The 15,700-nt window shown below is 74.7% G+C and carries 8 protein-coding genes; 6 read left to right on the plus strand and 2 right to left on the minus strand.

Going from position 1 to position 15,700, the window contains the following annotated elements:
- Positions 1–49: 49 nt before the first annotated feature.
- Complete coding sequence (locus JT362_RS02150) at positions 50–1,243, minus strand: MFS transporter (protein ID WP_260189273.1); 1,194 nt, start codon at positions 1,241–1,243, stop codon at positions 50–52.
- 120 nt (positions 1,244–1,363) lie between these two features.
- On the minus strand, positions 1,364–1,585 hold the full coding sequence (locus JT362_RS02155) for a hypothetical protein (RefSeq protein WP_260189274.1): 222 nt from the start codon (positions 1,583–1,585) through the stop codon (positions 1,364–1,366).
- A 341-nt stretch (positions 1,586–1,926) separates the two neighbouring features.
- Between JT362_RS02155 and JT362_RS02160 the strand changes: the two genes are divergently transcribed.
- The 6 genes from JT362_RS02160 to JT362_RS02185 all read left to right on the plus strand — a co-directional run bounded on the left by JT362_RS02160 (position 1,927) and on the right by JT362_RS02185 (position 15,619).
- Positions 1,927–2,859 carry a zinc-binding dehydrogenase gene (locus JT362_RS02160; RefSeq protein WP_311202655.1) on the plus strand — a complete coding sequence of 311 codons (933 nt, stop codon included), beginning with the start codon at positions 1,927–1,929 and terminating at the stop codon, positions 2,857–2,859.
- Between the two features lie 54 nt (positions 2,860–2,913).
- Positions 2,914–4,191: an ATP-grasp domain-containing protein gene (locus JT362_RS02165; RefSeq protein ID WP_260189276.1), complete on the plus strand. Its 1,278-nt coding sequence runs from the start codon at positions 2,914–2,916 to the stop codon at positions 4,189–4,191.
- A gap of 103 nt (positions 4,192–4,294) precedes the next feature.
- The gene (locus JT362_RS02170) at positions 4,295–6,424 is read left to right on the plus strand and encodes a non-ribosomal peptide synthetase (protein WP_260189277.1); all 2,130 of its coding nucleotides are present in this window, start codon (positions 4,295–4,297) and stop codon (positions 6,422–6,424) included.
- Positions 6,421–8,436 carry a beta-ketoacyl synthase N-terminal-like domain-containing protein gene (locus JT362_RS02175; protein WP_260189278.1) on the plus strand — a complete coding sequence of 672 codons (2,016 nt, stop codon included), beginning with the start codon at positions 6,421–6,423 and terminating at the stop codon, positions 8,434–8,436. The genes JT362_RS02170 and JT362_RS02175 overlap by 4 nt, the downstream gene beginning before the upstream one ends.
- The gene (locus JT362_RS02180; RefSeq protein ID WP_260189279.1) at positions 8,433–15,284 is read left to right on the plus strand and encodes a non-ribosomal peptide synthetase; all 6,852 of its coding nucleotides are present in this window, start codon (positions 8,433–8,435) and stop codon (positions 15,282–15,284) included. The genes JT362_RS02175 and JT362_RS02180 overlap by 4 nt, the downstream gene beginning before the upstream one ends.
- Entirely contained in the window at positions 15,281–15,619 is a 339-nt protein-coding gene (locus JT362_RS02185) for a DUF5336 domain-containing protein (protein ID WP_260189280.1), read from the plus strand. Before JT362_RS02180 ends, JT362_RS02185 begins: the two co-directional genes overlap by 4 nt.
- The last annotated feature ends 81 nt before the right edge of the window (positions 15,620–15,700 follow it).

Genomic DNA, 15,700 nt, shown 5'->3' on the forward strand with positions numbered 1-15,700 from the left:
ATGCCCCGATGCCGCGGAAACGGGGGTACCGGAACGATACCGCCATGGCTCAGACCCGGCGGCTCAGCGCCACGGTGAGCACGCCGGCGACCACCACTCCGAGCAGGCCGACCCGCAGGCTCGACAGGTCGGCGATCAGCCCGACGAGCGGCGGCGAGGCCAGGAAGCCGACCCGCAGCAGCCAGCTCACCACGGTCAGCCCGAGCCCGTCCGGCAGGCCGGGCAGCTCGTCGGCCGAGTGCATCGCGGCCGGGATCAGGGTGGCGACGCCGAGACCGGCCAGCGCGAAGCCGGCCAGCGCGGTCCCGATCGACGGGAACCCCAGCGCGACCCCCATCCCCGTCGCGGTGAGCAGCCCACCGACCCGCACCACGGTCCGCTGGCCGAACCGGTCCACCGCGCGGTCCCCGGTGAGTCTGCCGACGGTCATCGCGCCCTGCAACGCGACGAACGCCAGCCCGGCGGTGGCCGCGGAGGCGTTCAGCCCGGTCAGGTAGAGCGCGCCCCAGGACGCTCCGGCGTCCTCCACGATCGCGCCGCACATGGCGAGTACGCCCAGCGCGGCGAGCATGCGCACGGCGGTCCCGCGCAGCGACCGGCCGCCGGTGGTGGTGGCCGGGGTCGCCGGCGCCGGCTCGCGTTCGGCGTCCTCCGGGCCGGGCAGCATGAACCGGAGCGCGACCACGGCGACCGCGCTGAACAGCACCGCCGTGCTCGCGAGGTGGACACCGAGCGGCAGCCGCAGCCCGGCGGCGGCCGAGCCGAGTAGGCCGCCGAGGACAGCGCCGACGCTCCACAGGCCGTGGAACGAGTTCACGATCGACCGGCCGTAGCTGCGCTGCACCCGCAGCCCGTGCGCGTTCTGCGCCACGTCGATCACCGCGTCGAGCGCGCCGAGGACGAACATCACCGCCGCGAGGGCGAACCAGGTCGGCGCGACCGCGACCAGGGTGGTCGCCGCGGCGAACAGCACGATGCCCATCGTCGCGACCCGCGAGGACCGGAACCGGCGGATGGCCGCGGAGGCGAACAGCCCGGCCACCAGCGCGCCGAGCGGCATCGCGGCGACCACCGTGCCGAGCACAGCGTTGCTCATCCCCAGCTCGGTCTTGAGCTGCGGGTAGCGCGGGACGACGTTGGCGAACAGCGCGCCGTTGGTGAGGAACACGGCGGCGACCGCGACGCGCGCCCGGCGGGCCGCGGGCGCCGGCGGGCGTCGGGGGGCGGACTCGGTGGTCGACAACGCGGTCCCGTCTGACGGTGGGCGGAGCGGGCCAGGCGGGGCCCCGACCAGGGTATGGGTTCTCCGCCGGATTGGGCTGTGGTCCGGGTCTCACCGCCGCTTCTGGCGGGTACACCCGGATCACTCCGTCGGGCCGGGCCAGCGGGCGCTGAGCAGTTCGGGCACGGGGACCGGACCGGGCAGCGCCCGCGCGCGCGTTGGCGTGAGGCCGTTCAGTGCCACGGTGATGAGTCTCCGGCGGGCCGAGTACGCGGCTTCGAGGAGGTCCGGGTCGTCGAGGTCGCGAAGTTGCTCGACCGGCGGCGATCGGGCGAGTTGCTCGATGAGCAGGATGACGTCCACGCCCGTCACCTCCGGCCGGAGTACGCCCGTGCGGTGCGCCTCGGCGATGATCGCCGGAACTCCGCGTCGGCACGGCTCGTGATCGCGGCCAGCGACGGCGGCGGGGTGATCAACTTGCCGAGCGCGGAGCGTTTCCTTCCGCTCTAACCTGATTCTGCGGAACGATTCACTCCGCACAAAGCCGGAGGAGAGGGATCGATGTCAGCCGATCGAACGGTGCTCGTCACGGGCGCGACGGGGAACCAGGGCGGTGGCGGAGTAGCGCTGGCGCTGCCCGCCGGCCGGCCGGCGGGCATTCGGCGATGAGGGCGGTGATCGCCGATCGTCCGGGAGGGCCGGAGGTGCTCCGCTTCGACCCCGAGCTGCCCGATCCGGAGCCGGGCACCGGGCAGGTCCGCATCGCGGTCGAGTACGCCGCCATCACGTTCATCGACACCCAGCGGCGCGCCGGTCGTGCTCCTGGACCCGCTGCGACGTTCCCCGCGGTACTCGGCAACGGTGTCGGCGGGTTCGTCGAACGACTCGGACCCGGCACCGATCCGTCCTGGGCGGGCGCTCGCGTGGTGAGCACCACGGGCGGCGCTGGCGGGTACGCCAGCCTCGCCCTCGCCGACATCGCCGACCTGCACCGTGTTCCCGAACCGCTCGACCTCGCCGACGCGACCGCATTGCTCGCCGACGGCCGGACCGCGCTCGCCCTCCACGACGCCGCCCGCGTCCGCGCGGAGGAGACCGTCGTCATCACGGCTGCCGCGGGAGGCGTGGGCGGCATCCTGGTCCAGCTCGCCACGTCGGCCGGCGCCGTCGTGATCGCCCTCGCGAGCCCCGACAAACTCGACCGTGCCCGCGGCCACGGCGCACCCATCGCCATCGACTACCGCGAGCCCGGCTGGCCCACCGACCTCCGGGCCGCGGCCCCGCACGGCGTCGATGTGGTCTTCGACGGCGTCGGCGCCAGCACCACGGACGCCCTCTTCCCGCTCGTGCGCGCGGGCGGCCGCTACCTCGCCCACGGGGCGGCGAGCGGCACCTGGGGCGCGATCGAACCCGACCGCGCCACCGCCCGAGGAGTCGGCGTCATTCCACTCGCGGCGATCGGAGGCGGTCCGGACGACATGTTCGCCTATACGGAGCGAGCACTCGACCTCGCCGCCCACGGCACCATCCACGCCACCATCGGCCAGACCTTTCCCCTCGGTCAGGCCGCCGAGGCGCATGCGGCGATCGAGGCACGCACCACCATCGGCAAGACACTGCTCCTACCGAACGCCTGATCGGTCCCGCCCGAAGGCCCGCGACCGGCGATCCCGCCCGCTATGGTATGCGCCGTGGGGGAGATCGTGGTGGTCGTCCGGGACACCGGAACGACGTGGGTGGCGCAGACCGCCGAGACGATCCGCGCGGCCGGGTGTCTGGCCGGCATGGTCACCGGGCCGGTCGCCGACGCCGAACGGGCGCTGCTGTCCGGGCTCGTCGACCGGCTCGCGGTCGTCGACGATCCGACCGATCCGACACAGCTGGCCGACGCGGCGCGGGAGATCGCGGCCGGGCACCGGCTCGGCGCGCTGTACTCCTCCTCCGACGGTGCGGTCGTGGCCGCGGTGCGGGCCGCGGAGCTGCTCGGGATCGGGCGCACCCCGTCGGCGGGACTGGCCACCGCCCGCAACAAGTACGCCGCCCGCCGCGCCATGGCCGAGGCCGGGCTGCCGACGCCGCGGTTCGCGTTGATCCACGACGCGTCCGAGGCCGAGACCGTCGCCGAGGCGGTGTCGCTGCCGGCGGTGGTCAAGCCGGTCACCGGCGCGGGCAGCCACCTGGTCGAGCGGGTGTCGACGGTTGCCGAACTGGCCGCCGTGTACCGGACGATCGCCGACCGGCTGCTCGACGTCCCACAGCTGCGCCACCTCTACACCGCCCCGGTCGACGGGCTCGACCCCAGGACCACGTTCCTGGTGGAGGGGATGCTGCGCGGCCACGAGTACTGCCGGGACCTCGTGGTCCGGGACGGCGAGGTCGAGCTGCTCCCGCTGGTGGACAAGTTCCTGGTCGACGAGCGGTTCTTCGAGCGCGGGTTCATCAGCCCGCCGCTCGGCCTCGACCCCGGTCTGGAGCGGGACATCGACGCGGCGGTGACCGACGCGGTGCTGGCGATCGGGCTGGACAACACGGTCGCGTGTGTCGAGGTCATCGTGGACGAGGTGCTCGGTCCGACCGTGGTGGAGGTCAACTGCCGGCCGGGCGGGCAGTTGATGGGCACGCTCTACGACCTGCGTACCGGCGTGAACACCGCGGCCGAGGTGATCGGGCTGGCGCGTGGCGTGCCGGCGGCGCGCACCGAGCCGAAGCTGCCGATCCCGCTCGGCACCCTCACGTTCTTCCCCGAGGGCACCGGGCGGCTGCGCGCGGTGCACGGGCTCGACGACCTCGCCGAGCTGCCCGACGTGATCCGGGTCGTGTCGTCGGTCGCGCCGGGTGACCTGATCACCGACGACTACGAGATCTTCGCGGTCAACGTCGTCGTCGCGGGGTTCGCCGACGAGGACGACCTGGCCGGCGTGTACGCCGAGGCCGCGAAGCTCGTCCGGTTCGACCTCGACCCGCTGTAACGGATCGGCGTGAATCCTTGCCGCCGAGCGCCGTCGCGCGGTTAGAGTGCGCGGGCGGACCGGCTCCACTGGCGGAGCCGGCTGGGGCGGGAGGTCTGAAGAGGTGCACGGTTTATCGACTCCGGAGCGGCTGCGGATCGCCGCCCACGTCGCACTGCTGCACCGCTCGACCGGCAAGGACTCCCTCGCCGTCGCCGTCCGGGACCACGTCGTCCGGGTGACGCTCGACGCCGGGACGACGTTCGACGCCCTGCTCACCCAGATCACCGAGAGCGACCCGAGCGGGCACGTCGACGACCGGGTGCCGGAGGAGCCGACCGACCGGCACCAGGTGCTGCTCGACGCCGCGCTCGCCGCGCCGGGCACCCCGCTGGCCGCGCTGCCGCTGCTCACCGGCGACGAGCGGGCGACGGTGACCGCGTGGAGCACCGGCGGCGACCCGGGATCGCTGCGCACCGCGCCGTTCGTCCCGGTCCACCGGCTGGCCGCCGAGCGCGCCGCCGCCACCCCGGACCGACCGGCCGCCGTCGACGCCGACCGACGCCTCACCCACGCCGAGCTGCACCGGGCGGCCGGACGGTTCGCCACCCGGCTGCGGGCCGCCGGGGTGCGGCCGGGTGACCCGGTGGCCGTGGTGCTCCCCCGCGGCGTCGACCTCGTGGTCACCCAGCTCGCGATCCTGCGGGCCGGCGCGACGATCGTGCCGCTCGACCCGGTCAACCCGGCCGCGCGGCTCGCCAGGATGCTCACCGTCGCCGGCGCCCGGCTGGTCGTCACCACCGACCAGGACCGGCTCCCCGCCGGGGTGACGCCGCTGCCGCCCGATCCGGGTGACGGGCCGGAGGTCGAGGACGTGCCGGTACATCCGGACCAGCTCGCCTACGTCACGTTCACCTCGGGGTCCACCGGGGAGCCGAAGGGCGTCGCGCTCCCCCACCGCGCGCTGACCAGCACTGTCGCCTGGGCGCGCCGCGAGTTCGCGCTGACCGGCGAGGACCGGGTCGGGATGACCGCCTCCCCCGGCTTCGACGTCAGCGTCCTGGACACGTTCGCCGCGCTCACCGCGGGCGCCGCCGTGCACGCGCCGCACGCCGAGCTGCTCACCTCCCCCGCCGACCTGCGGGCCTGGCTGGTGGGTGAGCGCATCACGGTCACGTTCCTGCCGACCCCGATCGGCGAGAGCGCGGTCGACCTGACGTGGCCGGCCGGGACGGCGCTGCGGCTGGTGCACACCGGCGGCGCCGCGCTGCACCGGCACCCACCGGCCGGGCTGCCGTTCACGCTGGTCAACCTGTACGGGCTGACCGAGGTCGGGGTGTGGAGCACCAGCACGGTGGTCGAGCCGGGCGTCGAGGGCGTCCCGGCGGTCGGCTCCCCGATCGACCGGTCGGACGTGCTCGTGCTGGACGCGGCCGGGGAACCGGTGCCGGCCGGGGTGCTCGGCGAGGTGCACGTCGGCGGGATCGGGGTGGCGCGCGGCTACCTCGGCCGGCCGGGGCTGACCGCGGACCGGTTCGTGCCGCACCCGTGGCGGCCGGGCGAGCGGGTGTACCGGACCGGCGACCGCGCCAGGTGGCGTGCGGACGGCGCGCTGGAGTACGTGGGACGCACCGACCACCAGGTGCAGAGCAGCGGCGGGGTGCGGGTCGAGCTGGGTGAGATCGAGGCGGCGCTGGTCGCGCACCCGGACGTCGGTCAGGCGGTCGCCGCGCAGGTCGACGGGCGGATCGTCGGGTACGTGACGGGCGCGGTGGACGCGGCCGGGCTGCGCGAGCACCTGACCGGGCGACTGCCGAGGTACATGGTGCCGGCCGAGCTGGTCGTGCTCGACCGGCTGCCGCTGACCCCGACCGGCAAGATCGACCGGCAGGCGCTGCCGGCGTCCGGGACCAGGGCGCCCGGCGCCGGGTTCGAGCCGCCGCGCACCGAGCTGGAGCGGCAGCTGGCCGACATCTGGCGGACCGTGCTCGGCACCGAGCAGGTGGGCGTGCACGACACGTTCTTCGACATCGGCGGCAGCTCGACCGCGTTGATCCAGGTCTACGGGCACCTGGTGCGGGTGACCTCGCGCGAGGTGTCGCTGCAGGAGCTGTACGAGCACCCGACGATCGCCGCGTTCGCCCGGCATCTCGGGGACGAACCGGAACCCGTGCCGGAACCCGCGCCCGTGGTCGGGCGGGACCGGGCGCGGCTCGCGCGGATGCGGCGCGGCCGGGTGGAGGGAAGCCGGTGACCGACCGCGAGACACATCTGGCCGTGGTGGGGATGGCCGGCCGGTTCGCCGGCGCGCCGGACCTGGACGCGTACTGGCGGCTGCTGGCCGGCGGCGGGTGCGCGGTTCGGGAGCTGGACCGCGACGAGCTGCTGGCGGCCGGCGAGGACCCGGCCCGGATGTCCGATCCGGCCTACGTGCGCCGGTACGGGCGGCTGGACCGGCCGGAGTGGTTCGACGCGGACTTCTTCGGCTACGCGCCGGTGGACGCCACGCTGACCGACCCGCAGCACCGCGTGTTCCTGGAGACCTGCTGGCAGGCGCTGGAGGACGCCGGCTACCCGCCGTCGGACACCGGGTCGGTGGTCGGGGTGTACGCGGGCTGTTCGCCGTCGCGGTACTGGTCGCTGGTCGGGCGGGACGCGGACCGGTTCACCGGGCTGGACGACGTGCGGATGGCGATGGTCACCGGCGCGGACCACCTGTGCCTGCGGGTGTCGCACAAGCTGGGGCTGACCGGCCCGAGCATGACGGTGCTGTCGACCTGCTCCACCGGGCTCGTCGCCGTGCACCAGGCGGCGCAGGCGCTGCTGTTCGGCGACTGCGACCTGGCGCTGGCCGGTGCGGTGTCGGTGCGGATGCCGGCACTCGGCGCGCTGGCCAGGGCGGGCAGCGTGCTGTCCGCGGACGGGGTGTGCCGGGCGTTCGACGCGAAGGCCGACGGCACGGTGTTCGGCGACGGCGCGGGCGTGGTGGTGCTCAAGCGGTACGCCGACGCGGTGGCCGACGGCGACCACGTGCACGCGGTCGTCCGGGGCTCGGCGGTGAACAACGACGGCCGCGACCGGGTCGGCTACGGCGCGCCGGGGGTGTCCGGGCAGACCGCGGTGATCCGCGCCGCGCTCGCCGCCGCGGACGTCGACCCGGCGGACGTCGGCTACGTGGAGTCCCACGGCACCGGCACCCCGGTCGGCGACCCGATCGAGGTGACCGCGCTGACCAGGGCGTTCGGCGACGTGCCGCGCGGGGGCACCGTGCTGGGCACGCTGAAGCCGAACATCGGGCACACCGACGCGGCCGCCGGGATCGCCGGGCTGCTCAAGGTGATCCTCGCGCTGCGGCACCGGGAGCTGCCGCCGTCGATCAACGTGGAGCAGCCGAACCCGGCCATCGACTTCGCCGCCACCCCGTTCACGCTGCGGTCCGAGCCGACGCCGTGGTCGCCGCGCGGTGGGGCGCGGATCGCCGGGGTCAGCTCGTTCGGCATCGGCGCCACCAACGCGCACGTGGTCGTGGAGGAACCGCCCGCGCGGCCGGCCGGGGCTCCTCCGGCGGAACGCAGGCTGCTGGTGCTGTCCGCGCGCACCCCGGCCGCGTTGGACGAGGTCACCGCCGACCTGGCCGGGCACCTGGCCGAGCGTCCGGAGCTGTCGCTGGACGACGTGGCGCACACGCTGCGGGTCGGGCGGGTCGCGTTCCCGTACCGGCGGTTCGCGGTGGTCACCGACCACGCCGACGCGGTCCGGGTGCTCCGCGGTGCCGACCCCGACCGGCTGGTCACCGGCACCGGCCCGGTGCACGACGCCCCCGGCGAGCCGGCCGGTGGGGAGCTGGCCGAGGTGGGCCGCCGGTGGGTCGCCGGGCAGCCGGTGCGGTGGCCGGACGGCACCGGGCGGTACCGGGTGCCGCTGCCGACGTATCCGTTCCAGCGGCAGCGGTTCGTCGCCGGCCTGCGCGAGCCGGTGCGACCGGCACCCGCGCCGGAGCCGGTGGCCGCCGCCCAGTCGGAGTGGAGCCACGACGAGATCGTCGAGACCATCGCGCTGCTGTTCGCCGAGGTGCTGCTGGTACCCGAGGTCGGCCAGGACGACGACTTCTTCGAGCTGGGCGGGGACTCGCTGATCGCGGTCGGCCTGATCGCCCGGTTCGAGGAGTCCTTCGGCGTGTCGCCGCCGCCGGAGGACCTGTTCGCGTCGCCCACCCCCGCCGAGTTCGCCCGCGCGGTCGCCCAGCTGTTGGAGGAGTCCCAGTGAGCAGCGTTCTGTCGTTCCCCCAGCAACGGCTGTGGTTCCTCGACCAGCTGCTGCCCGGCAACACCGCCTACACGGTGAGCTGGGCGGCCCGGCTGCGCGGCGCGCTCGACCTGGACGCGCTGACCTGGAGCCTCGGGCGGATCGTCGAGCGGCACGAGACGCTCCGCACCCGGTTCCCCGCCACCGACGGCGAACCGGCCCAGGTGGTCGAGCCGCCCGCCCCGGTCGACCTCCCGGTGGTCGAGTGCGCCGGCGACCGGGTCCGCGACCTGATCGCCGAGGACATCGGCACCCCGTTCGACCTCCGCACGGCGCCGCCGCTGCGGATGCGGCTGTACCGGCTCGGGCCGGACGAGCACGTGCTCAGCGTCGTCGTGCACCACATCCTGGTCGACGGCTGGTCCACCGGACTGTTCTTCGGCGAGCTGGCCGCGCTCTACACCGCCCGCGCCACCGGCCAGCCGGACCCGCTCGCGCCGCTGCCCGCGCAGTACCGGGACATGGCGCGCTGGCAGCACGAACAGCTCGACGGCGGATCACTCGCCGCCACGCTGGACTGGTGGCGCGAGCACCTGGACGGCGCGCCCGCGCTGCTCAGCCTGCCGACCGACCGGCCCCGCCCCACGGTCCAGACCTTCGACGGCAGCACCCACCAGCTCACCCTGCCCGCCGAACTGTGGCGCGCGATCACCGAGGCCGGCCGGCCGCACCGGGCGACCCCGTTCATGGTGCTGCACGCGGCGCTGTCCGCGCTGTTGCACCGGCTGACCGGTGCGACCGACCTGGTGATCGGCAGCCCGATGGCCGGCCGCACCCGCCCCGAGCACGAGCGGCTCATCGGCATGTTCACCACCACCCTGCCGATGCGGGTCGGCCTCGACGGCGACCCGACCGTCGCGGAGCTGCTGGCCCGGACCCGCACGACCGCGCTCGGCGCGTTCGCGCACGCGGACCTGCCGTTCGAGAAGCTCGTCGACGAGCTGCGGCCGGAGCGGGTGATGAGCCACAACCCGCTGGTGCAGGTGATGCTGACGCTGCAGAACACCCAGGCGCGCGGCGGGGTCGACACCGGTGACACCGCCGCCGGACTGTCCATCGAGCACTTCCCGATGGACCTGGACGCCGCGTTCGTGGACCTGTGGCTGGAGGTCCGGCCCCCGACCGCGCCGGGCGGCGACGCGCTGGCGCGGTTCACCTACAAGTCGGACCTGTTCGACGCGGAGACGGTCGCCCGCGTCGCCGCCCGGTACGAGACGCTGCTGCGCGACCTCACCGAGCACCCGGACACGCCGGTCTCGCGGCTGCGGCTGCTGTCCGACGCCGAACACGCGCTGGTCGTCGACGAGTTCGGTGCCCCGGCGCCGGAGCCGGTGGTGACCGACACCCTGGCGGACGTGTTCGCCCGGCAGGCCGCACGCACCCCGGACGCGGTCGCGGCGTCGTGCGGGGACCGCCGGGTCACCTACGCCGAGCTGAACCGGGCGGCGAACCGGTTGGCGCACCGGCTGCGTGCGCTCGGGGTCGGCCAGGACGTGCTGGTGGCGGTCTGCGCGAACCGTGACCTGGAGCTGCTGGCCGGCACGCTCGCGGTACTGAAGGCGGGCGGCGCCTACGTGCCGCTCGACCCGACGAACCCCGACGAGCGGCTGCGGTTCGTGCTCGGCGACACCGGCGCTCGGCTGATGCTCACCGAGGCGGCGTTGGCCGACCGGTTCACCGAGTTCGCCGGCGAGGTCGTCGAGCTGGACGGCTGCCTGTCCGAACAGGACGGTGACGACACCGATCCCCCGGTGACCGCCGGTCCGGACAACCTGGCGTACGTCATCTACACGTCCGGGTCCACCGGGCGGCCCAAGGGCGTGATGATCGCCCAGCGGCAGGTCGTGCGGCTGATGACCTCGGCCGCCGAGCACTACGACACCGGCGCCGACGACGTGTGGTCGATGGTGCACTCGCACGCGTTCGACGTGTCGGTGTGGGAGATGTGGGGCGCGTTCTCCTCCGGTGGGCGGCTGGTCGTGGTGCCGGGCGAGACGGTCCGCGACCAGGACGCGCTGGCCGACCTGCTGCGCGCCGAGCGGGTCACCGTGCTGAGCCAGACCCCGCCGGCGTTCCGGGCGCTGCGGGCGTCGATGACCGCGTCCGGGCGGTCCTTCCGGGACCTGGCGGTGCGGACCGTCGTGTTCGGCGGCGACGCGCTGCACGTGCGGGAGTTCGAGGACTGGTTCGCCGAGCACGGCGACGCGGTGCCGGTGCTGGTCAACATGTACGGCATCACCGAGACCACGGTCCACACCACCTACAAGCGACTGACCACAGTGGACCTAGACGGCGCGGCGTCGTCCCCGGTCGGGCGCGCGCTGGGCGATCTGTACCTGTACGTGCTGGACCGGCACCTGCGGCCGGTGCCGGTGGGGGTGCCGGGCGAGCTGTTCGTCGCCGGCCCCGGGCTGGCGCGCGGCTACCTGAACCGGCCGGGCCTGACCGCCGACCGGTTCCTGCCGGAGCCGTTCAGCGGGCGGCCCGGTGCGCGGATGTACCGCAGCGGCGACCTGGTGCGGTGGCTGCCGGACGGCGCCCTGGACTACCTGGGCCGGGCGGACCGGCAGGTGAAGATCCGCGGGTACCGGATCGAGCCGGGCGAGATCGAGTCGGTGCTGCTGGAGCACCCGGTGGTCGGCGAGGCCGTGGTCGTGCCGCGCACCGACCAGCACGGGCAGCAGGACCTCGTCGGCTACCTCGCGCCCCGGGCGGGCAGCGAGCAGCTGGGCGACCTGGTGGACCGGTCGAGCGGCGAGGCGGTCGAGGGCTGGAACGAGGTGTTCGACCTGGCGTTCGGCGGCGAGTCGGATCCGTTCGCCGGCTGGAACTCCAGCTACACCGGGCAGCCGATCGAGCGGGACGCGATGACCGCGTGGCTGGACGACGCGGTGGAGCGGGTGCGGGCGCTGCGGCCGAGGCGCGTGCTGGACGTGGGCTGCGGCACCGGGCTGTTCCTGGACAAGCTCGCCGGCGAGTGCGAGCACTACGTCGGCACGGACTTCTCCGGCGCCGCGCTGGCCGCCGCGCGCAAGCGGGCGGAGGACGCCGGGCTGGGACCGGACCGGGTGGAGCTGCGCCGGCTCGCCGCCGACGAGCTTGGCAAGCTGGGTGACCAGCGGTTCGACGTGGTGCTGCTGGACTCGGTGGCGCAGTACTTCCCGTCGGTCGACTACCTGCTGGGGGTGCTCGACGGGATCGTGGAGCTGGTCGCGCCGGGCGGGCACGTGTTCGTCGGCGACGTGCGGCATCTGGGGCTGCTGGAGGCGTTCCACACCTCGGTCGAGCGGTACCGCGCGGCGGACACCGACCCGACCGCCGACCTGCGTACGCGGGTGGCGCAACGGGTCGGCGACGAGAACGAGCTGCTGGTGGATCCGGCGCTGTTCCGCGCGTTGCCGGGCCGGTTGCCCCGGGTGGCGGGTGTGGACGTGCTGTTGCAGCGCGGGCGGTACGGCACGGAGATGGAGCGGTTCCGGTACGACGTGCTGCTGCGGGTCGAGCCCGCCGGGTCCGCGACGCCCGCGGAGTCGGTGGCCTGGTCGGACGTCGAGGGGTTCCGGCGGTGGCTGGCCGAGCACCGGCCGGCGGCGGCGACCGTGCGCGGGATCCCGAACGCGCGGGTGGCCGAGGAGCTGCGCGCGGTGTCGGTGCTGGCCGGCGGGTCGGCGCCGCGCACGGTCGGTGAGCTGGCCGCGGTGCTCGCCGACACCCCGGGCGTCGACCCGGAGGATCTGGCGGAGGCCGCCGAGGCGCTGGGTTACCGGGTGTGGCCGAGGTGGTCCGGCGACCCGGGCCTGTTCGACCTGACCGTCGCGGCCGAGGGCGTCGAGCCGCCCGCCGAGCCGGTGGAGCCGCCCAGCGAACGGGTGGACTGGACGCGGTTCGCGAACTTCTGCCTGCGGGACCGGTGGGAGGCCGAGGTCGTGCCGGCGCTGCGCGAGCACCTGGCCGAGCGGCTGCCCGGCCACATGATTCCGGCGCGGTTCGTGGTGCTGGACCGGCTGCCGCTCAACCGCAGCGGCAAGGTCGACCGTGACCGGTTGCCGCCGACGACCGCGACCCGCGTCGAGGACGAGACGTTCGTTGCGCCGCGCGACGAGACCGAGCGGCTGCTGGCGAGTGTGTGGGCGGAGGTGCTCGGCCTCACCAGGGTCGGCGTGACCGACGACTTCTTCGCCGTCGGCGGTGACTCGCTGCGGAGCGTGCAGGTCGTCGGGCGGGCACGCGCGGAGGGCCTGGAGCTGAGCGCGCGGCAGCTGTTCGAGCACCCGACGATCGAGCGGCTCGCGGAGGTCGCCCGCCCGGCGGAGACCGCGCCGACAGTGGTGGCGGCCACCCCGGCGCAACTCCTGCTGGCCGCCGAACCCGTGGCCACCGTGGACGTCGCCGTGACCGACCCGGTCGACCCGGGGCTGCTGGACGCCGCGCTCGCGTTCCTCGCCCGCCGGCACGACGTGCTCCGCCTCGGCCGGGACGTCGGCGGCACGTGGTCGCCCCGACCGGTCGAGCCGGCCGTCCGCTGGCTGGCGGCGGCCGACCAGGAGACCCTGCGCACGGCGGCGGTCGACGCGCTCGACCCGGCGCTCGGGGTGGTGGCGTTCGCCGGGACCGGCGCGGACTCCCCCACGCCGCGGCTGGCGCTCGCCGTGCACCGCCCCGCGCTGGACGAGCACGGGATCGGAGTGCTGCTGGCGGAGTTGGGGGTCGCGTACCGGCAGCTCGCCGACGGCGCCGCCGTCCGCCTGCCTGGCCGGCCCGCCGGGTTCGCCGCCTGGGCCGGCGACCAGCCGACCCCGGTTGTCGAGCCGTTCACACCCGAGCCGGGTCCGGTCGTCGAGGTCGCCGTTCCGTCGGAGCAGGTCGCGGCCGTCACCGGACGGCTCGCCGCCGCCCACCGGATGTCGCCGGTCGAGGCGCTGCTCACCGCCACCGTCCTCACCGCCCGCGGCGACGGTCCCGTGTGGGTCCGCCACCGCGACCACGCGGCGGACGGTCTCGGCCGGTTCGACGTCGTACACGCGCTGTCCGCCGCCGGCGACCTGTCCGACCTCAAGGAGGACCTGCGCGCCGGGCACCCCGCGCCGCTCACCGAACGGCCGGCGATCATGGTGCACGCCGTGACCACCCGGCGCGCGGACGAGGACGCCATGCTGCGCCCGGAGCCGGGCCCGGTCCTGGTCGACCGGATCGCGTCCCGCGCGGACGTCCTGGTCCGGTTCGACGGCGACACCGCGACCGTGCACGTCGCCGGACCCGAGGCCGTCGACGTCGCCGAGCGGGTCCGGGCCGGGCTGGCAGAGCTCGCCGCCCGCCCCGACGAGGGTTCCTGCACGCCGTCGGACTTCCCGCTCGCCGGCCTGGATCGCGCGACCCTGCGCGCGGTGTTCGGCGACGGCCGCGACGTCGAGGACGTGTACCCGGTCGGCCCGCAGCAGGACTGGATGCTCGGCCGCTACCAGGAGCTGGCCGACCGCAGCCTCTACGGCTTCGACCTCACGTGGGCCGGCGACGACATCGACCCGGACCTGTGGCTGCGCGCGTGGGAGATCGTCACCGCCAGGCAGCCGGCGTTGCGCGCCGGGTTCGTCACCGAGGGGGTGCCGCGCCCGCTGCTCGCGGTGCGCCGGGAGGTGCCGGTGCGCTTCCACTTCGAGGACTGGCGCCACCTGGACGCCGAGGAGCAGGGCCGCCGCTGGTACGAGCACATGGATCGGCTCTACACCGAGGGTTTCGACCTGACCGAGCCGGGCCAGTTCCGGCACGCGCTGTTCCAGGTCGGGCCGCGCACGTACTGGTGGACGTGGTTCGTCAACTACCTGATGCTCGACGGCATCTCGTTCTACCGCGCGTTCCACGAGGCGGAGACGGTGTACCGGGCGCTGGTCGCCGGCCGCGAGCCGGAGCTGCCGCCCCTGGTGGCGCCAACCAGGTACGTCGACTGGTTCGAACGCCGCGACCTGACCGAGGACCTGTCGCACTGGCGGGACCGCCTGGCCGGTTTCACCGAGGTCACCCCGCTGGCCGCCGGCCTGGGCGCGCACCCCGACGCGCCGGCGCGCCCGCAACGCACCGGGCGGGCGTCGATGCTCAACCGGAAGCTGAGCACCGCCCTGCGGGTGACCGCGCGGCGCCACCAGCTCACGCTGTACTCCCTGTTCCAGGCGGCGTGGTCGCTCCTGCTGCACGACGCGACGGGTCGAGAGGACATCCTGTTCGGCAACGTCGTCGCCGGCCGCCCCGACGAGGTCCCCGGCGCCGAGAGGGTGATCGGCTACTGCAACCTGCACCTGCCCGCGCGGGTCGCCGTCACCCCCGAAGCCCCGCTCCTCCGCTGGCTACGCGCTCTGCAGGCCGAACAGGTCGACGACCGCGCCCACCAGTGGGTCCCCCTCCGCCGCATCAGGGAGACCAGCGAACTCCCGGGCGACGGCCACCTGTACGAGTCGTGCCTGTTCTTCATGGACGGTCCGCTCCGCGCCGCCCCCACGTCCGGGACGTGGCGCCGCGTCATCGGCGCCGCCAACACCGAACACCCGCTCCGCGTGGTCATCGGCCCGGCCGAGTCGATCTCGATGAGCCTCGTCTACAACCCGGGCACCTTCGACGACGACCGCATGGACCTGGTGCTGCGCAAGGTGACCGCCGCCCTGGTGACCATGTCCCGCTCCCTCGACGGCACCGTCGCCGACCTCCTCGCCGCGATGGCCGACCCGCCCGAGGTCCCGATCATCTCGCGGGAGAACCAACTCCTGTTCAACCAGGCGAGCCCCGCCACCAACCCCACCCTCGACCTCACCGGCGGGTGATCCAGACAAAACGCACCGGAGCGATCGCGTTGCTCGCCATCCTGCCCGGCACCACGAAACGCCCGGGGCCGGTCGTCCCCGCGCTGGCCACCGGCCTCATGCTGGAGTCCTTCTTCAGCCTGTTCGTGATTCTGGACGGCGTCGAACTGGCCGCCGGCGGCATCCTGGCCATCATCTTCAACGTGATCATGGCGTCGCTCGCGATCACCGGCTACCTGCTCGACGTCCGGGCCGCCCGTGGCGTGCCGGCCCCGCCGGTCGCCCATCCGGCCGTCTACCCGGCTACCGGAACCGTTCCGGTCGCGCCGGCTCCCCCAGCTGACGGCAGGACGTAGGCGCGGTGCTGGCGCCGACCGTCCCGGCGTGCGGTGTCGGCGGGGTGTCGGCGATGCTGTGGGCGTGGAGTACGTGTCCAG

The organism is Actinophytocola gossypii (genome assembly GCF_025165815.1).
Taxonomy (GTDB): domain Bacteria; phylum Actinomycetota; class Actinomycetes; order Mycobacteriales; family Pseudonocardiaceae; genus Actinophytocola; species Actinophytocola gossypii.